Raw genomic sequence first — 19,469 nt, 5'->3', positions numbered from 1 at the left:
ATATTAATTAAGTTAAATTTTAAAATTATGTATTAGCCATTGTAACCATGATTACTCTTCCTCCTTCTTCATTAGAAAGCAGTATTTTTTTTCCGTGTGTAAGTTCCACCATTGTACCAATTGGAATTTCTTTGTCTTCGGTTAAATCTTTTAATGAAGTCAATTTTTGATTAACCAGCACCCACTTACCATTGAAAAAAGTAAAATAGCCCACTGGTACCTTTTGTTGCTGGGTCAATTTCTCATTTCTCGCAATATTACGATTAACATGCCATTGAAACAAATACTGGTCTTTATAGACCATTAGCCTATGATTCTCGGGCTTCCAAGTAGTTTCTTGAAACTGATAATACAAGTCTAAAATAGGAAGTGTCCCTTGATGTGCCGTACCGCAGAAAGGACATTTTGGAGTATTTGTATTGTCAAAAACATACCATTTCTGCTCACATGCTATGTTGTGGCATTTCTGCATCAAATCGGTTGTTTTGAGTAGTGCTATTTCCCATTCTTCCGCATTTGGGCGCTGCATCGGATTGTGTAATCCATCTATAAACACTTTATCGAATAATGTTTTTAAATAGGGTCCAGTTATGGTGTATGGTAATTTAGTTATATCTGCCCACGGCAGGTCCCATTTAGAAACCTGATTCAATTTTGGTCTATTTGTGTCATCTGTTGGGTGTTCAATAAACATTGCTTTTTCACCCATAGATAATAAATCGTCTTTTTCGGTATCTAAATCATGGACTTTCCCTCCTTTTAAAGGGTGTCTGTGCAATAGAAACATATAGATAAGTACTGGAAGTGCATGCAGATCTGTCAATCTATTGGGCAGTTTTCTGTTAGAATCATTTTTATCTAAGTGTTTGGTCGAAAGCACTTCTGGAGCAATAAATTCTGCAGTACCAATTACTTCTGCTTGAAATAAGCCTGGTACAACCAATCCGTCCAAATCTATCATGCAGGCAGATCGTTCAATAGGATCTATCAAAACATTATTGTACGATAAATCAGAGTGCGCCAATCCCATAGCGTGCATTTTTTTTACTCCTCTGGAAAGATTGACACAAACCTGAAAATAGCTTAACCAATCTCCCAACTCAGAATTTGCAATACGGAGTGGAAAATGCGGATTTCTAAATTTCGGCCCAGCAAACCATTTTCCATTTTTTTCTTTTCCAAGAATTAGTTCGCTAGTTTGATACCCTTTCTTAAAGAAAAATTTAGATTTATAAATGGGTACTATTATTCCGGTCGAATTATTATATTCTATAACATCTGTCGGCCATCTAAAAACTTCATTTAAATAGTAATCTCCTGCCTCTCCGTTCTGGATTTGTGCATAGTATTTATTAGTTATTTTTTGAAGTCTTTCTTTCTGATTAAAGTCTAATTTATCTCTAAAAATAGCAACAACATATTTTCTATCTGGACTAAAATAAACATCTTTTACACCACCGCGCATAGGTTCGCCATTATCAACAAATTGATAAGTTTTTGCGGGGTCATTTATCGATTTCACTGTAACTACACTCATATTTAATAAATTATAGCAAGAGTTCTATCATCATGATTGCCAGGACTCCAAAAGTCCATCCAATTAGAAAGCTGGGCTGCAACATCTCCGTTTTCATCATCAAAATCAACTTTAGAATTGTCTTGATTATTCCCTTTTAAGTCAGATAAAAACTCGTTCCATTTTTCAATTTTTTCCAAATTGGCCTCAACTACAAATTTTGGATCGTAAATTCCATCAGTCATTAGCATTAAATAAGAGAAATCATCAACTAATTTAAAGCCGAATCGGGAAGAAAGTTTCTCACTTTGAAAAATCTCCGGCATAGTAATAAATCTTGTACCGCCCCCAAATTCGCCAACGTCTATAAAATTCATTAATGTCACTTCAGTCAAATCTTTATTTAATAAACCTATCGGACAATCTCCAACTCCAAAAGTTAAGATGGCATATCCGAAATCATATTTTTTAACTAAAGCGAAAATTAAAGTCGCATGAAATTTTTTCAGTTCTTCATCAATATTACCAGCAAATTCTTCGATTTTCTGATTGACGAAATGAGATGCTTTTAATAAAGTGTTATAAACAAAATGACTTATTTTTTTTGATGTTTCTAAATCTGTTTTTTTATAGTGCTCTAGCAAAATTTCGTCAAAATCCTTTAGATTTTCCTTATCAAGATTTTGTTCAAAATAGTCAACTACAGTATCGCAAGCCAATTTTGAACCTTTTCTGGATAACGCTGCAGAACCTGCTCCATCAGAAACTGCTAAGACACTCCAGCCATTTGAATCTAAATTTTTGAATGCAAAATCGTCTTCTCTAAAAGAGCCGACATTTGCATGACTTCTTCCTCTTTTTGAAGCCACAACAATTTTTTTATCTAAAAAAGTGCTCGAAATTGCAACATGATCATCTTTGGCAAAAGGAGCATTTTTATCGCTTTCTATATTTTTCCAAAGGGATTTTGGATCTGGATTTACAATAACCGTCAATATCTTTTCATGTGATGGCGTTTCCTCAGATTCGCCTTCAATTTTAAAAAGGAGTTTAATTTTTAAATCACCACTTATTTTTGGGCTTCCAAAAAGCAATTTACTCTCATGGTCAAAAGTAAGTCCCGTTTCTTCTAAATTTTGAATTTCGAAAGAAGTAAAATCAATCCAGCCCAGCTGCGCAAAATCAATTTTAGCGTCGTATATTTTATTTACAGTACCGTTTGGCAGAAAAACAGATTGATGTGTAATATCATCAATTCGATTTTTTAAATTCCAATTTTGCATAATCATCCGCTGTTTTTCTTTAATTATTTTTACTGCTGTGATATTGTTTTCATTATTAATGAAATCTTCAAAAAGAGTTTGTTTACTTTCGGGAATATCGATTTTATTTTGGAATAATAAAGACTGCAGGTATCTTTTGGTCTCTTCCATACGTATTATCCTTGTGTTCTGTTTACATCAAAACCGCCTTCTCCATATCCATAAGATCCTTGATTATTACACCATGGACATGTACTGATTTGCTCGTCGCCAATACAATGTATTTTTTGACATACACATACTGCAAAAGCAATTTGATTGCCGCAGCAAGGACAGGTTGGCGCGCCAAATAGTTCTTCGGTATTTACTTTATTGTTGAAATTAGAGTTATCTGCCAATTCAAAATAATTATTATCAACCTGATAAGCCCCTACTAGTTTGTAATTTTTTGAAGCCAGCTCAATTCCTGCATATATTGAAGGCGCAATGTTCTTGCGGTATTTCATCAAATAAGGTCTCTTTGTATTTTGGCATTTCCCACTAAGAACGACGTAATTATCATCAACATACTGTTTGTTTGGTTCTTCTTTGGTTAAATCAATTTTAGAAATTGTTTCTCCATCTAATTTTGCCAATTCAAATCCAGATGAGTTATTTTCAACACTAATACTGCTTGTTTTAATAGAATCTGTAACCCATTTAAAAAACTCTTTATACGATTGAACGTTTGTATTTTTAAAGTGAAGTACATTTTCTGTAAGCTGTCCCAGTAGTTTTGTATCTGTTTCGTTTCCAAATGAAACCGCAATTAAATTTGCAGTTCGCTGCCAATTATTTTTCCATTCGTTTATTGCTGCCTGCGTATCATCTGTCGGAACTCCATCTGTAAATAAGAATACTATTGGTTTCCAATCTCCTTTTACTTCATAAGTGGTTTTAACGATATTACTTCTTAATTCATACATTAAATGTCCAAGCCCCTTACTTAGTGATGTACCGCTTCCTATTGGAAATTTAGGAGGATAAAAACTCACTATTTCCTGTAAAGGCACCAATGTTTTAGGCTGTCCGGCAAAGACGATAATGGAGACATAAACGGTTTCCAGCGCATGCGGATCTGTTTTTAATGCCTGAATTATAGTGGCCAATCCTTCTTCAACCTGTTGAATTGGTTCTCCAACCATTGATTCAGAAATATCGATTAAAAAATATATTGGTAATCTTCTCATTTTAAAGGAATTTTAATAGCATTAAAAAAATAATTAATAGTACGATCTGTGTCATATCAACTGCAAGACCTACACCTACTTGAAAAGGTTTTATTGTGGTTTTTAAGAAATTGAATATGGGAGAAAATATACTATTGAAAAAATCAAAAACCGTTTTGTATTGAGGATTCAATTTATCTTTATAAGGCAATAATTTTGAATATAAAAACAGACCGACAATTAAAACGTTGATAAATATTTTAAATAAAATCATCTTGAAAGTGTGGCTAATAATTCCGTTGAAATAGCTTTAAAAGCTGCAACTTCTTCTTTATTTATTTTGTCCATTCCATAGACAGAAAAACTATTATTTGGCTCCATATAATTGATAGAGAAAGCCGCTCCATAACATTTATTCCATTCTGAAAATGGTATTGCATGCATTACTTTTACATAAATACAATTTCTTCGCACAATGATATCTTTTATTACCAAATCGCTTTGGTGGATATTATAAGTTAACGATTGCACAGCGCTTTTAATTGAATGATTAGCAGCAATAGTTGAATTATAGCAAACAACTAAATTATCAATATTCATATTGTCTAATTTTTCCTCTTCGCTAAATTCATAATTATCTAAATAATAATTGCTTGTATCCACATGACGATGCGAACTGCCACTATCTGAAGCTTCACTTATTGAAGAAATTATTTTGTACAATAAGGATACAACAGATATTATTGTTAAAATTACTTCCATAATTAAACCACAACTGTTATTTCGCTTGGCGGTGGCGGCAGCGTTACACTTTCTCCCGTTCCCTGACTTTTATTTCCTTGTTCGATGGTTTCAGAAACCCATTTAAAAAATTGCTTCAAAGTAGAACTATCAGCAGAATCTAAATGCACAACATTGTCTGTAAGCTCTTTTAAAATACTGTCGTTTGCCATATGTCCGGCCGCACAACCTACAACTGCACCAAAATTTAAGGCTTTTATTTCTTGAATTTTTTCTCTGTAGAATTGAATATCTGATGGTTTTCCATCAGTAAAAACGAATAATAATGGTTTCCAATCACCTTTTAGAGTTGCAGATCCTTTTATAACTTCTGTTTTTACTTTCTGAATTACAAAATCTAAACCTGCGCCCGTATTGGTCGGACCACTTTGCGGACAAGTTATTTCAGGAAGCTGAAAATGAACCAATTCTGTCAAAGGAACAATTTCTTTTACTTCTCGATCGTAAGTTATAATACTAATCCAAAGCGAATCAAGAGCCTGGGCATCTGAACGCAATGTGTTAATCATACCGCTTAAAGCATTATTCAAGGCTTGAATCGGTTCTCCATACATTGAACCTGAAGTATCTAGCAAAAAATATACTGGTAGTCTTCTCATAATGATTTATAAAAACTAGTAAACAATAAATTACCGAACTATTTTATTAAGACGGTATTATAAACTCCGCCTTCCCTAAACTTAAACTACAATGTTTAGTTCAGATGGCGGCGAAGGTAATTCTTTTACATTTGTAAATTCTCTGCCTAAATCTTCAATTTTTGTAGATGTTACACCAATTGAAGCTGTTACCCATTGAAAAAACTTTCCAATACTAGCGCTATCTGCGTTTTCTAAACTTACTACAGTATCTGTTATTTGTTTCAATACACTGGTATCTGCTCCGCCCCCTGCAGCGCATGCAACAGTAAAAGCTGTTTTTACTTTTTTAAATTCGGCTAGACCACTTTCCCAGTTATCGGTCGGAATTCCATCGGTCATAATAAAAACTAATGGTTTCCAGTCACCTTTTTGCTCTGTTGTTGTTTTTGCAACTTCAGTTTCTATTTTCTGTGCAGTTAATTTTAAAGCTTCGCCTAAAGCAGTTACTCCAGTTGCTTTTAAATCAACCATTTGAAAAGAGGCTAAATCCGTCAACGGAATAATTTGCTGTGCAGTACTGTCAAAAGTAATCACACTCAAAAAAGCAGTTTCAATAGCTTGTGGATTTTGACGAAGTGAACTAATCATCATCTGCACGCCGTTTTTAACAGCTTCGATGGGCTCACCAGTCATTGAACCAGATGTATCTAATAGTAAGTAAACAGGCAGTCTTCTCATGGTATAATTTATTTAAACAGGGATATTATAAGTTGGTGTTTCAGAGGCATTACTGCCCTGATTAGAGCTTTCAACTCCACCAATATTATAAGTACTTGTATTAGCTTCAGGATCATTTTGTATCAATTCACTCATTACTAATTGAGTAAGGTCTTTACCTCCTACTATATGATGATAAAGTGAGCCAATTGTATAAATTGGTCCCCATGGAAATCCCCACCATCCGATAAAGAAATTTAATAAAACATATCCATAAGAATACTTGAAAGTATTTTCGTCAGGTCTGATAAAATAGATATCAGAGCTTCTTTTTAAAGTCATTATAACAAATGAAATGGTGTACGGAAAGATCACAAACTTCCCGCCTTGATCGACTAGGTCTCTTACCTGAGAAACTCTTAGTCCTTCGATATTTTTGATTTGCATTATAGGTAAGACTGAACGATTTTGTGAATAGTTTGTCCTAAAAACGTATCATCTGTTGGATCACCAATTGCGCTGAATTTCCATTCTCCGTTACGTTTGTACAATTTACCCATAATAATAGAACGCTTATTTACGTATTGACGGTCTGCAGCTACATTATACGAAGCAAATTCAGAAACTACTCTTGTTGGAGTACCTTCATACATTCTGATTTTTGCATATGGAATTTGAGAGAAATCTTCTTTTCCTGCATTATTCAAAAAGAAAAATATTTGATTCACTTTGGCATCAACTTTAGAAAGGTCAACTATGATAATTTCATTATCTAATCCGTCATCCCCTCCAGTATCTCCTGCAAGATCATCACCAGTATGTTTTAAAGCTCCGTCAACACTAACTAATTTACCTTTTGGTAAACCAAATTGTTGTAAAACTTCCACTCTATACAAAGGAGAGTATAGGTGATCACAAAGTTTATTTTGATCATCGATCAATACGCAGCTTAAATCTAAATCGATATCTACTACATTTTTTGATAATCCTAAAAAGCCTTTCGTTTCGATTGCTCCCCAATTTACTCCAACACAGAAGTTTGTTAAAGTTTCTCCACTCGTTTTTCTTAAATCAATTTTTTGACCTTTGGTTAAGTTAATTGCCATTTTGAGTTAATGTTTTTTAAATTAATTATATTTATTTAAGTAATCTTGTAAACCGCCTTTCATTCCGATACCAACAGCTTCAAATTTCCATTCGTCATTTCTTTTGTAAATTCTTCCAAATTCAACCGCCGTTTCTATAGAAAAATCTTCATCAAGTTCATACTTAACCAACTCAACGTTAGACTGATCCAAAATTCTGATAAATGAATTTCTGATTTGACCGAAGTTTTGTCTTTTTGTATCTGCATGATGAATTGTAACTACAAAACAGATTTCATAAACGTCTGGAGAAATTTTAGACAAGTCGATGTAAATTTTTTCATCATCGCCGTCGCCATCTCCTGTTAAATTGTCACCTGCGTGAGTAACTGCCTGATCTGGAGATTTTAAATTATTGTAATAAATAAAATGATTGTCATTTGGAATTTTTCCATTTGCACCAACTAAAAAAACTGAAGCATCCAAATCAAAACTTGATCCTGTGCTGCTTGAATTACTATCCCATCCTAATCCTACAGTAAATTTTGGAGCATCGATACTTTGTCTTTGTCCTTTCTCTAAGTTAATTGCCATTTTATTCTTTAATTTATATTAATATTCAACATTGTTTTTAAAATATTGGTCTGTTCATCAACATTCTGTAATTCATCCAGAAAATCTACAGACGAAATTTTTTCAAGATATTCACTTAACACCTCCAGCACACTTTCTGGCAGAGTTGTTTTTATTGTACTAAGCTCATTTTTCAACTCAGCATTTTTATTTTTAAGGCTTTTAATAATTGTTTTTTTAGAAGAATCATTTTTTGAAATATCGATTCCTTTAACTGCTTCTTCATTTAGAAAATAAAATGCTTTTTCGTTTGCTACAAAAACGAACTTATCATTAGAATCCCTAAACTCATAAACCTCAATAATTTCATTATTACAAACCAAACCGCAGGAAAATTTAATTTTAAAATTCAGGATATTTAAACGTCCTAGAAGTTTCCTTTCGAATTTAGCATATTCATTTTCGTAAACGCTTTTATTAAACTGCGAAAGCTTTTCGTACTGATCAATTGTTATTTCTCTGTAATACTCAGCCTGAACACTTTGTGAGAATGCTAACAAATCATTCCAATTAAAAAAAACATCATTTTCTGTTACGAATAACTGATAGAGTTCTTCTATCTTTTTTGACATATTCTGAGCGTGCAGCTGCATTTGTTTTGCCAGCTTTGTCTCTCCCACCTCTAATTTTAATTTCGACAGAATATCATCATTAATATAAATCTCATCCGAAATTAAAACGTACTGCTGTTCTTTTGATTTTTTAATTTTTTGAAATAAATCAATAAGACTATTTGTATACTGAATATGAAATAATTCCAGCTTATTAATATCCAGTATTCTATTGTTTTGAAAGAGTGTGTGAATGATTTTTGTCCTTACCAATACTCCAATAAGATCCTTGTGATTAAAGAAATTGGATAACAATTCTAAAATCACAAGCTTTCTGTTGCTTTCTTTTATTATTTGAAGATATCTTTCCTCTTCCTCCTGCATTAGTTTTACAAATATTTTACGCTTATTTTTAGCTTATAACGCCTTTTTTCAATTCTTGTTCAAGACTTTGTAAACCAGCATCAAGCTGTCTTCTGGTTTCCGTACCCTGCTCGTGAATTTGTTTTACTTCTGTCAAAGTATCAATCAAAGATTTCGTTGTCATTTTAAGAGTTTCAAGAGAAACGATAGTATTTTCGTTTTCTTTGGCAACTTCAATACTGTTTTGTTTCAGCATTTCTGCATTTTTCTGTAAAATAGTATTTGTCGTTTCTGACACTCTTCTTTGTACTTCAATATTTTGCTTTTGTCTTTGTAAAGCAACCGCCAATGTCAGCTGATTTTTCCAAACCGGCATTGTTGTCGTTAGTATAGACTGCGCTTTTTCGGCAATAGAGGTATTGTTATTTTGTACAACTCTAATTTGCGCCAAAGATTGAAGCATAATAAAACGTACAATTTTCATATCGGCAAGACGCTTGTCTAGACGATTAATGAAAGTTCTTTTATCAGAAATTTGATAATCCTGATATTGTGCACTATTACCTTCCATTACAGCAAGTTCTTCGTTCAATTCTTTAAAACGAATTTGACCTGCAATAATGTGTTTTTCCATTTCTTTAATAAGGTTCACATTCCCATCAAACATTGTTTGAAGAGCGCTGTTGTCTTTTACAGAATTAATCATTCCTGCCTTAACTTTATTACTGATTTTGTCAATGTTTACAGTAATTCTATCGTATTCTTGGAATAATTTTTTTACATCTATAATAAACTTATTAAGCAATGGAATTTTTGATAAGAATCTTTTAAAGGGACCTTGATCTAATTGATCAACATCTACATAATTTAATTCTGTCAATAAATCATTAATCAAAGAGCCTACTTCTCCTGAATTGTAAGTTCTTACATTCGTTAAGAAATTATCACTTTGTTTAGCTATAGAATTTTGAATTTCTGCACCATAATTCAAGATTGAATTGGCATCATTTTCATTTAACTGATTTGAAATGCTTTTATAGCTGTTTACTTCTGCTTCTGTAATTGAAGCCAAGTTCACATTTCCATCTTTATCAATTAAAGCAGAATTCTCCTGAGTAACTAATTGGTTTTCCATAATTTTATAGGTGATTCTCTTGAATCGTAACAATAGTTTGTTCTAGTTTTTTATCGTTTGTTGGTACTCCAACTGCGTTAAATTTCCATTCGTCGTTTCTTTTATAAAAAACGCCTAAAACCATCGATACATTTCCTGCAAAAGAAGCATCGTTTGCAATATCATAACGAGCAAATTCTTGACTTACCCTTGTTGGAGTTCCTTCATAAATTCTAATAGATGCGAAAGGAATGTCTTTAAAATCCTGGCCTCTAAAACTATTTATAAAAAACGCAACATAACTTGCAGCAGGTGTTAACTGAGAAAAATCTAACGTAATAACTTCATTATCTAATCCGTCATCACCATTTAAATCTCCTGTTAAATCGTCCCCGCTATGTTTAATAGCACGGTCATTAGAAATTAATTTTCTAAAGTTTACCGAATCGATATGATTTTTTTTGTCATCATAAACGGCGCAGCTTGCATCTAAATCTACTGCTTCTTTTTTACTGCCAAAAAATCCTTTTTTTTCGATTGCTCCCCAATTCACACCAACACAGATGTTTACTAGTTTTGATCCGTTACTTTTTTCAAGATTAATACGTTGTCCTTTTTCTAAATTAATTGCCATATCTTAGTTATATTTATTTAAATAATCCTCTAATCCGCCTTTCATTCCCACACCCATTGCTTCAAATTTCCATTGTCCGTCTTTATTGTAAATTCTTCCAAATTCAACTGCAGTTTCAATTGAGAAATCCTCTTCTAATTCATACTTAACCATTTCAGTATTATTAGAATCATCTACAATACGAATGAATGAATTACGCACTTGACCAAAATTTTGTTTTCTGCCTTGAGCATCATGAATAGTAACAACAATACAGATTTCTTGTACAGCACTGTCAATTTTAGTTAGATCGATTTTGATTTGTTCATCATCTCCATCTCCATCTCCTGTTAAGTTATCTCCTGTATGAATAACCGATTCGTCTGGGGCTTTTAGATTATTATAAAAGATAAAATGAGCATCAGATAATATTTTTCCGTTTGCACCTACAATAAAAGCTGAGGCATCAAGATCGAAACTAGTACCTGTACTGCTATTGTTTGTATCCCATCCTAAACCAATTGTGAATTTTGGTGCATTGATATTTTCTCTTTGTCCTTTCTGCAAATTAATAGCCATGATCTACTCTATTTTTATTTCGTTAATATTGTTTTTGTATTCTAAAATTTGATGATAATTATTACTGATAGCCAGATGAAATAACTCATTGCTTTTTTTTCTGGAAATGTTCGATATTAAGTACGCAAACTGCTTATTTTCGAGACTTAATATGTACTTTACAATTCTTGTATTGTATTGAAAATCTTCGCTGTTTACAATAGATACGATATCTTCTACGTTTTTTACAGCAAAATAATTGTAATGATTTTCTATTTTTGGATGAACCTCTTTATTGACTAATTCTGCATAATAAACAAACAGAAAATCGCCCTTTACTTCGTATTGATTTAATATTTTATTGACAGTGTGCTCATGACTTCCCGTAATTTTAATATCATCTACAAAAACGCATAATTTGCCTTCAATAAAATTACGATCGATATAATAGGTATCATTCGATATTAATTTTACTCTTTGTTCAAAATCTAAATTTCCGTAATCTGTTACATAGGTTTGGTTCCTGTAAATCTTAGATTCAATACAAGCTTTTTTTCCATTTTTAAACAAAAAGCTATTCAGCTCTTTTTTAAAATAGTAGCATAAAAAGTTGGATGCTGTTGGAATAGATAAATAAGGACTTGGCAGGATAACGATTTCTTTATCTGATAAAATTAAATCTCTATGTTGATCAACAAACCCGTCAAAGAGTTCTTCAGCAAATTTCTCTGCATAAAATTTATCTCCAAACTTAAATCTGCTGTACTCTGCTTCTTTAAAAGGACAGATTTTTTCATCAGCAATTTTATGTAAACTGTAGCTTTTATTCACTTTTATATTTTTAATAGATGAGCATTAAAGCCAAATTTTGTGGCTCCATCATAATCAGCAATACTATTATCGCCAACATGCAAAACATCTTTTTTTTCTATTGGTTTATATTTACTTACTTCGTTAAATACTAACTGAAAAATTTCAGTATTTGGTTTTGAAAATCCTACTTCATCAGAATAAATCTGAAACTTAAAATATTGTGACAGGTTATAATATTCTAATACTTTTCGCAAAGTATTTCCTTTAATGAATGCCGTATTACTTAAAATATTTATAGACTTCCCTTCATCAGTCACTTTTTTGAATACTTTTTCGATATCAGAATATATTAAAACTGGTTTATATTCCAAAAACAACTCTTCTGTATGACCATAGAATTGTAGAAAACGATCTGTTCCATTTTTATTTAAGTCAACATCAAGAGCGCTTAAAATTAAGTAATAAATTTCGTACGTATCTATATTTAATCCTGTTTTTTCATTAATATTATTGCATAAAACATCGTAATATCGAATCACTTCATTTACTTTCTCAATTCCGTGTTCAATTTCAAAAAAATCTCTAAACAATAAATTTCTTTTTTGCTTAAATTCTGGATGTGATTTTATTAATGTGAGCCATAAATCAAACGAAAGATGACTGTAATTTTCATAATTTATTTTCAAAAGTCTGCATTTAAAATTAACATCATAAAGTAATTGTACCGAAATTACTTTTTTACAAAGGCGAACTTTTAGTTATTTTATTATTTCTCCAGAATAATATTTCTCTAAAAAATAACTTAAATCGGCTCTGTAACCAATTCCAGAAGCTTCAAATTTCCAATTGCCATTTCTTTTATACAACCTTCCAAATTCAACACCTGTTTCTATAGAAAAATCTTCTCCCAGTTCATACTTAGCAATTTCCTGCCCATTAGAATCATCAACAATTCTGATATATGAATTTCTTACTTGTCCAAAATTTTGTTTCCTGCGTTCAAAATCTTCAATTGTAACCACAAAAAGAATTTCTTCTACAGCTGGATCAATTTTACTTAAGTCTACTTTTATAGCCTCATCATCGTCACCGTCACTATTTCCTCCCGTAGGATCATCACCTGTGTGTAATAAAGCACCGTCTGGAGATGATAAATTATTATAAAAAACAAAATAGCTTTCACCTAAAAGTTTTCGGTTTGCATTTATCATTATCGCTGACGCATCTAAATCAAAATCATGCCCTGTGCCCTCATTAGGATCCCAACCTAAACCAACAGTAATATTAGACAATCCGATATCAATTTTTTGTCCTTTTTGTAAATTTATTGCCATTATAATATTTTATATTAAAAAATTAACCTGTACAATAATACAAAAAAGAAGACCATTAAATAATGAGGGATTCCGTAAAAACGAAAATATTTATCAACAAAAACAGACTAATTTTATATCATAACTAAAAATTATTTATTTTATACAGGCAGATGATCAAAAAAAGAAGCTAAATCATCCATTAATGAAAAGTAAAAAAAGACAATCATATTAACTATCTTTACATTTTAATAAATGGTGAATAAATAAAGAATTTTAATACCTCACTAATCTTAATTGAACCATCATTTTACACTCAATAAATAAAAATGTTAAAAAAAGGATCCAAACTAAATAGTATTTTAACAGGAAGTTGTCCAAAATGCCAAAAAGAAAGCATGTATGAAGACAAAAATCCGCTTCATTTGACTAAAGTTCTAAAAATGAACGAAAAATGCAGTCATTGTGGATTTAAATATCAAATTGAACCTTCGTTTTTTTATGGCGCAATGTATGTAAGCTACGGACTAAATGTCGCTGTTGGAATTGCCGCATTTATTGTTTCTTTTGTCTTTTTTGGAGCTACTATCGAACAATCGTTTGTAGCAATTATTTTGACTTTAGTGGTTTTATTTCCTTTTGTGCTGCGCCTTTCTAGAAACTTATATATAAATATGTTTGTTTCTTATGATCCTAAGGCCGGTCAGAAATAATACTTTTTAAATATCTTTTATGAAATCGCTTAATATCTGCTTCGCGATCTATAGGAATATTGTTTTCGATATGATCGTATAAAGCTTTAGCCATTGCCGGGCCCAGCATTACGCCGCGAGTACCAAGTCCGTTGAGGATGTGTAGTGATTTATAAACTTCATGTGTTCCCAAAAGAGGTCTTCTATCCGAAACGGTAGGTCGTACTCCTCCAAAGTGCTTTACAATTTCAAAATCACACGTAATAATTTCTTTGATACGCTCTAAAAGTTCTTGTTTACCTTCTTCTGTGGGTGTATCTGTTTTATCCTGCCAATTGTACGTCGCACCTACTTTGAACAAATTTCCACCCAGCGGTAAAATGAAAACACTGGTATTTACAATTACATCAATATTTAATTTTGGTGCTTTTATAATAAATAATTCTCCTTTTGTACCATCCAGAGGCAGGTAACTGAAATAAGGATTTTTATGCATTCCGAAACCTTCTGCAAAAATAATATGACGCGCTTTGATATTTTTATATTGAATCCCAGAATCTAAAATCTCTAGGAAACTGCTGTGAAAAGAATCCTCAAGTAATAAATTATTTTCAAGCAAATATTCTCTATAACTATCTAATAATAAAGCAGTCTTAACATAACCAGTATGCAAAACCTCTCCATAATCAAAAGGAGAATCGATACTATTATATTTCTTAGTAATTAATTTGGTAGATAGGAAAGGTGCCAAATTAATTTTATCAGAAGCTGCAAACCAGTTGTTCTGCTCTTCAATTGAAAAGAACTTTCTTAAAACCGGCATTTTAAAATTGAATTTCTCTTTTAATTTATCTTCTACCTGGTGATAGAATTCATTCATGAGAACTAATTGTTCTTGTGCCTTCCACACTTCACTAAAACGCTTTAGAATAACAGGATTGTACAAACCTCCTGCTACTCTAGATGAGTTTTGCGATTTGTTATCCAAAACCAAAATAGTTTTATTGTTTTTAAGTGCGGTTTCGGCAAAAGAAATTCCAGCCAATCCAGATCCGACGATTAAATAATCAAGCATTGCGAAGTGTATAAATAAAAAACTCTTACTACAAAGGTAGCAAGAGTTTTTCTATAATTTGATTTGAGTACTTAGTAATTCCACATATCTTGCTCGAAATTACGTATCTTTTCTTTTAATCTTTCTGATTCTAATAACTGACTCTGTGCATCGTCACGAATATAATCTTTGATCTCACGATCTCCGTACATATTCTCTTCTTTATAAATAACCGCATTAAATCTTCTCGAATTCAATATTTGATCAAATGAAATTGGAAGTGCTGAATTTTGATCATTAAAGGCTTTAGCCTCGTGTAAAACTTCCCGTGCATTCGGGAAAAATACCCAAAACAATTCAATGTAATCCTTCTCGTCACTATTCATGGTATAAACATCTGGGGTTACCGGACAAATGCCAAGTAAACGATATTTCAATTCACTCTGACGTTTATCAAAATACCAAAATCCTTTAATCTTATATTGACTAACATCTGCTGCAGTAAGATCTTGCTTCAATATATATTCAGCAGGAACAGTTCTAGTTGGTCCAACTGTTCGATCTTCATACGTTACTTTTTTGTTCTTTCCCGTACCAGTAACAATCTTTTTCTTAACCACACGTGTTTTGTAGTCATCTGGATATTGATTGATTAATTCTCTACCTGCATCTGTTGTATCTACACGAGATAATGCCCCTTCAATGTCTTTTAAAGATTTCTTTGTATTAAAATAACTGTCTGCATAAACTTCCGTTATTCTACCATTCTTTATAGCCTTCGTCAAAACATCGTAAAGTGAGCGTCTATCGGGGCCAATGTTAGCAGTATCCACAGGAAAATATAATGGAAAGTTGATTTTTTCATTTAAGTCAATGATTTCCCAAGTAGTTTTCCCCATCAAAATATCTCTATCATCTACATAACCATAAGCAAGGGGCTTATCGTTATCAGATACCATCTGTGCAGGTGTTTTAATTCCTATCTGATCTGCAGTTTTTGCATTAAGTAAATTAGACTGCGCATTAGAAGCTAAGCCTCCAGCGATGGAAACAATAGCTATTAAAAAATTTCTTATTTTCATCATAATATTTATTACAAGACATTAAACGAAAATTTATTATAAATATTGTTATTTTTCTTACATAAATAAATTATTATAATTTTGAAAGCTTTTAATTCAGCTTAAAAGCTTTTTTAATTTATTACATAAAAAAAACTCTTACTACAAATGTAATAAGAGTTTTTTAATTATTATGTTATGTATCAACTTAGTAGTTCCACATATCTTGTTCGAAATTGCGAATTTTCTCTTTCACTCTTTCAGATTCTAACAATTGATTTTGAGCATTGTCTTTCATGTAATCGCTAATAGCTCTGTCTCCATAAAGATTCTCTTCTTTGTAAACAACAGCATTAAAACGTCTTGAATTTAAAATCTGATCAAATGAGATTGGAAGAGCTGAATTGTTATCATTGAAAGCTTTTGCTTCATGCAGAGCTTCTCTGGCATTTGGGAAGAATACCCAAAATAATTCAATATAATCCTTTTCATCACTATTCATTGTATAAACGTCTGGAGTTACTGGACAAATTCCAAGTAAACGATATTTCAATTCACTTTGACGTTTATCAAAATACCAGTATCCTTTAATTTTATACTGAGTAACATCTGCAGCCGTAAGATCTTGTTTCAAAATGTATTCAGCAGGAACCGTTCTTGTTGGTCCAACTGTTTCTTCAACATAAGAAACACTTTTATTTTTACCTTTACCTGTTACTACTTTTTTCTTCACAACACGTGATTTGTAGTCATCTGGATATTGGTTAATTAACTCTCTACCTGCATCTGTTGTATCAATACGAGATAATGATCCTTCGATATCTTTCATAGATTTTTTGGTATTAAAATAACTATCAGTATACACTTCTGTTACTTTTCCACCTTTAATAGCTTTAGTCAAAACGTCATAAAGAGAACGTCTATTAGCACCAATATTAGCTGTATCTACAGGAAAGTATAATGGAAAGTTGATTTTTTCATTTAAATCAATGATTTCCCAAGTAGTTTTTCCCATCAAAATATCTCTATCATCTACATAACCATAAGCCAAAGGCTTATCATTGTCAGATATAAGTTGAGCAGGAGTTTTAAGTCCAATCTGATCAGGCGTTTTTGCGTTAAGCAAATTAGATTGCGCATTAGAAGCAAAACCTCCAGCGATAGAAACAACGGCTATTAAAAAATTTCTTACTTTCATCGTGGTATCATTATAAGATATTGAACGTAGCTTACACTACTTTATTATTGTATTTCGTAAATTACTGGAGCAGTTCTTGGCAATAAATAACTACCTGCACCTACCAGTTTAGTTTTAATTTCAGAAATAGTAACTTGGTCTCCTTTACCTGCTCTTGAAAGTACTTGTTTACATTGTGCATTCATTTTGTTTCCTGAAACAACAACTGTAGGTTGTCCAGCAATTTTCATATTGAATCCAACAACATCTAAACCAACCTCAAAATCAAAATCAAGAAGTTTAGCTCCAATAGTAGCAATCTCAAGGTTAGATTTAGGTCCTTTTACAACACCCATTTCTCCTCTAATTGTTCCTGTTGGACCAGGAATACCTTTAATTCTGAATGTTTTCTTGTCTGTTACTTTATCACCGTTTGGTAATGTACCAGTTACAGAAATTGTAGCTTCAGTACCTTGACCTGGGCTCATGTTATATTTTCCTGGTTTTCCAGCTGAAGATAATCCTGGAGCACTAGCAACGATTTTGTTAGCGTCAACACCAGCGAATGATACAGAGATTGGGTTAACAACTCCTCTATATACAACATTCATTTTATCTGCAGAAATTGTAGCAGAGTTTGGTCTTGGAACTACAACATATTTTCCAGAGAATTTTAATGGAATATTTTTTCCATCTTCTAAGAAAGTAAATTGCCCATTGATATCTTGTTCTCCAACTCCACCAGCAGTTAAAGAGATAACAGCTTGTCCGTTTACGATTTGTCCTGGACCTTGGAATGAAGTAGGTTTAGTGTTTTCGTCATAACGGCCTAAAACAACTTTACCTGTAACTTTTTCACCTTGGAAATATGCATTTTTGTCTAAAACAACAATTGCTTGATAATTACTGTAAGAAGCAGCAGCAACTGCAGCTTTTCCTAATGCGCTGTTATAAACATCAGTTTCAACTTTTTTAACATCATTCTGCCAAGTTGAAAGTTTTGCAGCAGATGCGATTGCAGGAAAACCTTTGAAGTGATAAGCTAAATACTTTTCTTTAATTCCTTCTTTGTTTTTTACATCAGAAACATCAAATTTCTTTTCAACCTCAGCAATAATTGCTGCGTATTTTTTGTCTGTTCCTAAAGCACCTTTAATATCTGCTTTGTATTTTTCGATTTTAGAAATAATTTCGTTACCTTTTTTAGTGTAACCATCTCCTGTAAACCAGTCGTCGATATTATCTCCTCTATCCATTGACTCATAAGGCATTTTTCCAGTTTCTTTATCAACTTCGAAACCTTTAACTGCCTGAGCTTTTAAAGTAGCTATATAATCATAAAAATCTTTTGTAATTGCTTCAACTTTATGAGCTGTAACTGCAGCAATAGCGAATTCTCCTTTTGCTTCAGCAGCTTTTTGATCTAAAGATGTTAATAAACCTGCATTTGTTTCTGTTGAACTTGTATTTGCACTTTCAAATTTTTCATTCATCAAACCAAAAGCAGAAATAACTTCTTTTGATACGTTCATTGCTAACATTGCGATGAAAACCAGATACATCAGGTTAATCATCTTCTGTCTAGGGGTTAATTTTCCTCCTGCCATTTTTTTCTAATTAGTTCTTTATTAATAAATTTAATATTAGTTAAAAACTAATTATCCTTTGTTACTCATTGCAGAAAGCATACCACCGTAAACACTGTTTAAAGAAGCAATGTTTGCAGTCATAGATTGCATTTGCTCTTTTAATTTAGAAGCGTTTTCAGCGATTTCTTTGTTAGCTTCAGCGTTTCTAGAAGCGCTCTCTAACTGTACTTTATATAAACTGTTTAATGATTCCATTTGAGCAGCAGCAACAGATAATTCTTCAGAATATTTCTTTTGACCTGCGATTGAATCTACAGTTGGAGCAATTCCTTTAGCAGCAGATTCGAAGTTTTTGATGCTGTTTCCTAAACTTGACATTAATTCACCGTCAATTTTAGCTTCTTTTAATAATGTGTCTAATTTTTGAGATAATAATCCTTGAGCTTCAGTTGGAGCTTCAACTTTAACCTCTTTTTTTCTAGCTTGTCCGTTAGCTAATTCAGGGTAAACAAGAGTCCAATCTAACTCGTCTTCAACAGGTTCGAAAGCAGAAAGTGCAAAGATTAACGCCTCAGTAACCAATCCTACTGAAAGCATAACTGTTCCTGTTAATGGTCCAATTTCAAAGTGAGTAATTTTGAATAAAGCTCCAACGATTACCACTGCCGCTCCCATACCATAAGCGAAATTCATTGCTTTTTTACTTAATAATGCCATAATACTTTTTTTTAGGTTTTAATTTAAATAGATTTGTTGGATATTGATAAA

General features: G+C 32.2%; 22 protein-coding genes. 1 reads left to right on the top strand and 21 read right to left on the bottom strand.

The genetic code is table 11. The features are described from left to right. Positions 1-25: 25 nt before the first annotated feature. The 16 genes from EDB96_RS05070 to EDB96_RS04990 form a co-directional block, all read right to left on the bottom strand. A complete protein-coding gene (locus EDB96_RS05070; protein WP_134139504.1) occupies positions 26-1,537 on the bottom strand; it encodes a helix-hairpin-helix domain-containing protein in 1,512 nt (503 codons plus the stop codon). 2 nt (positions 1,538-1,539) lie between these two features. Next, positions 1,540-2,949, bottom strand: coding sequence for a PP2C family serine/threonine-protein phosphatase (locus tag EDB96_RS05065; RefSeq protein ID WP_134139503.1), 1,410 nt, complete (start codon positions 2,947-2,949; stop codon positions 1,540-1,542). Positions 2,950-2,954: 5 nt separating this feature from the next. Then, complete coding sequence (locus EDB96_RS05060) at positions 2,955-4,007, bottom strand: TerY-C metal binding domain-containing protein (protein ID WP_134139502.1); 1,053 nt, start codon at positions 4,005-4,007, stop codon at positions 2,955-2,957. 249 nt (positions 4,008-4,256) lie between these two features. Then, on the bottom strand, positions 4,257-4,748 hold the full coding sequence (locus EDB96_RS05050) for a hypothetical protein (RefSeq protein ID WP_134139500.1): 492 nt from the start codon (positions 4,746-4,748) through the stop codon (positions 4,257-4,259). A gap of 2 nt (positions 4,749-4,750) precedes the next feature. Next, entirely contained in the window at positions 4,751-5,386 is a 636-nt protein-coding gene (locus EDB96_RS05045; protein WP_057117141.1) for a vWA domain-containing protein, read from the bottom strand. Positions 5,387-5,467: 81 nt separating this feature from the next. Then, positions 5,468-6,106 (bottom strand): vWA domain-containing protein, encoded by a 639-nt coding sequence (locus tag EDB96_RS05040; RefSeq protein ID WP_134139499.1) that lies wholly within the window; start codon positions 6,104-6,106, stop codon positions 5,468-5,470. Between the two features lie 12 nt (positions 6,107-6,118). After that, complete coding sequence (locus tag EDB96_RS05035) at positions 6,119-6,532, bottom strand: hypothetical protein (protein WP_057117143.1); 414 nt, start codon at positions 6,530-6,532, stop codon at positions 6,119-6,121. Then, positions 6,532-7,191, bottom strand: a complete 660-nt coding sequence (locus EDB96_RS05030) for a TerD family protein (RefSeq protein ID WP_134139498.1) — start codon at positions 7,189-7,191, stop codon at positions 6,532-6,534. Before EDB96_RS05030 ends, EDB96_RS05035 begins: the two co-directional genes overlap by 1 nt. A 21-nt stretch (positions 7,192-7,212) precedes the next feature. Further along, complete coding sequence (locus EDB96_RS05025) at positions 7,213-7,764, bottom strand: TerD family protein (RefSeq protein WP_057117145.1); 552 nt, start codon at positions 7,762-7,764, stop codon at positions 7,213-7,215. A gap of 8 nt (positions 7,765-7,772) precedes the next feature. Beyond that, complete coding sequence (locus tag EDB96_RS05020) at positions 7,773-8,738, bottom strand: hypothetical protein (protein WP_134139496.1); 966 nt, start codon at positions 8,736-8,738, stop codon at positions 7,773-7,775. 28 nt (positions 8,739-8,766) lie between these two features. After that, positions 8,767-9,852, bottom strand: coding sequence for a toxic anion resistance protein (locus EDB96_RS05015; RefSeq protein ID WP_057117147.1), 1,086 nt, complete (start codon positions 9,850-9,852; stop codon positions 8,767-8,769). A gap of 4 nt (positions 9,853-9,856) precedes the next feature. Continuing rightward, on the bottom strand, positions 9,857-10,465 hold the full coding sequence (locus EDB96_RS05010) for a TerD family protein (RefSeq protein ID WP_057117148.1): 609 nt from the start codon (positions 10,463-10,465) through the stop codon (positions 9,857-9,859). Positions 10,466-10,468: 3 nt separating this feature from the next. After that, complete coding sequence (locus tag EDB96_RS05005) at positions 10,469-11,023, bottom strand: TerD family protein (protein WP_134139495.1); 555 nt, start codon at positions 11,021-11,023, stop codon at positions 10,469-10,471. A 3-nt stretch (positions 11,024-11,026) separates the two neighbouring features. Continuing rightward, a complete protein-coding gene (locus EDB96_RS05000) occupies positions 11,027-11,833 on the bottom strand; it encodes a phosphoribosyltransferase family protein (RefSeq protein WP_134139493.1) in 807 nt (268 codons plus the stop codon). A gap of 2 nt (positions 11,834-11,835) precedes the next feature. Continuing rightward, positions 11,836-12,501, bottom strand: coding sequence for an HAD family hydrolase (locus EDB96_RS04995; RefSeq protein WP_057117151.1), 666 nt, complete (start codon positions 12,499-12,501; stop codon positions 11,836-11,838). Positions 12,502-12,573: 72 nt separating this feature from the next. Next, the gene (locus EDB96_RS04990) at positions 12,574-13,149 is read right to left on the bottom strand and encodes a TerD family protein (RefSeq protein WP_057117152.1); all 576 of its coding nucleotides are present in this window, start codon (positions 13,147-13,149) and stop codon (positions 12,574-12,576) included. A 308-nt stretch (positions 13,150-13,457) separates the two neighbouring features. On the opposite strand from EDB96_RS04990, the gene EDB96_RS04985 reads away from it, so the two are divergent. Continuing rightward, on the top strand, positions 13,458-13,841 hold the full coding sequence (locus EDB96_RS04985; RefSeq protein WP_134139491.1) for a DUF983 domain-containing protein: 384 nt from the start codon (positions 13,458-13,460) through the stop codon (positions 13,839-13,841). Here the strand turns inward: EDB96_RS04985 and EDB96_RS04980 are convergent. The 5 genes from EDB96_RS04980 to gldL form a co-directional block, all read right to left on the bottom strand. Next, positions 13,822-14,895 (bottom strand): NAD(P)/FAD-dependent oxidoreductase, encoded by a 1,074-nt coding sequence (locus tag EDB96_RS04980; protein ID WP_134139490.1) that lies wholly within the window; start codon positions 14,893-14,895, stop codon positions 13,822-13,824. The two genes, EDB96_RS04985 and EDB96_RS04980, sit on opposite strands and share 20 nt — an antisense overlap. A gap of 71 nt (positions 14,896-14,966) precedes the next feature. Next, a complete protein-coding gene (gene gldN / locus EDB96_RS04975) occupies positions 14,967-15,956 on the bottom strand; it encodes a gliding motility protein GldN (protein WP_134139669.1) in 990 nt (329 codons plus the stop codon). Between the two features lie 187 nt (positions 15,957-16,143). Further along, complete coding sequence (gldN, locus tag EDB96_RS04970) at positions 16,144-17,133, bottom strand: gliding motility protein GldN (RefSeq protein ID WP_057117156.1); 990 nt, start codon at positions 17,131-17,133, stop codon at positions 16,144-16,146. 44 nt (positions 17,134-17,177) lie between these two features. Beyond that, positions 17,178-18,719 carry a gliding motility protein GldM gene (gene gldM / locus EDB96_RS04965; RefSeq protein WP_057117157.1) on the bottom strand — a complete coding sequence of 514 codons (1,542 nt, stop codon included), beginning with the start codon at positions 18,717-18,719 and terminating at the stop codon, positions 17,178-17,180. 51 nt (positions 18,720-18,770) lie between these two features. Further along, positions 18,771-19,418, bottom strand: coding sequence for a gliding motility protein GldL (gene gldL, locus EDB96_RS04960; protein WP_057117158.1), 648 nt, complete (start codon positions 19,416-19,418; stop codon positions 18,771-18,773). Positions 19,419-19,469 lie beyond the last annotated feature (51 nt).

This window comes from Flavobacterium sp. S87F.05.LMB.W.Kidney.N (assembly GCF_004366435.1).
Classification (GTDB): domain Bacteria; phylum Bacteroidota; class Bacteroidia; order Flavobacteriales; family Flavobacteriaceae; genus Flavobacterium.
The sequence above is the reverse complement of the archived record's forward strand: the minus strand, read 5'-3'. Positions and strand labels throughout refer to the sequence as shown.